The sequence below is a fragment of the Streptococcus suis genome (genome assembly GCF_002960445.1).
In the GTDB taxonomy this organism is placed as follows: domain Bacteria; phylum Bacillota; class Bacilli; order Lactobacillales; family Streptococcaceae; genus Streptococcus; species Streptococcus hyiners.
This window is the reverse complement of record NZ_POJD01000103.1, coordinates 1-359: the sequence shown is the minus strand read 5'-3', so window position 1 is coordinate 359 and position 359 is coordinate 1. Positions and strand designations below refer to the sequence as shown.

Annotated in this window: 2 protein-coding genes; both read left to right on the top strand. The window is 41.2% G+C overall.

Annotated features, from left to right (window positions below):
- Positions 1-137, top strand: a 137-nt coding sequence (locus C1G53_RS01905) for a DUF4059 family protein (protein WP_153046642.1), incomplete at its 5' end; no start/stop codon positions are given.
- A 13-nt stretch (positions 138-150) separates the two neighbouring features.
- The coding region (locus tag C1G53_RS01900) for an NAD(P)/FAD-dependent oxidoreductase (protein ID WP_153046641.1) at positions 151-359 on the top strand (209 nt) is incomplete at its 3' end.

Sequence of the window (359 nt, the reverse complement as noted above, 5' to 3'; positions counted from 1 at the left end):
GGCGTGCGACAAAGGGTGTGGATAAAACCTTGCAAGAACGACAAGATTTCTTGTTTGATTTGTTGATGATTAATGTGATGACAATTCCCATTGCAGCCTTTGGAGTAGTGGGAATCTTATTAATGTTTAAAGCGTAGAAGGAAAAAGTATATGTACGATACAGTTGTAATTGGTGCGGGTCCTGCGGGGATGACTGCAGCTCTTTATGCAGGGCGTAGCAATTTAAAGGTAGCTCTTTTGGAACGTGGTATTTATGGTGGTCAGATGAACAATACCGCGGAAATTGAAAACTATCCAGGCTATGACCATATTTCAGGTCCAGCCTTGGCTGAAAAAATGTTTGAACCCTTGGAAAAATT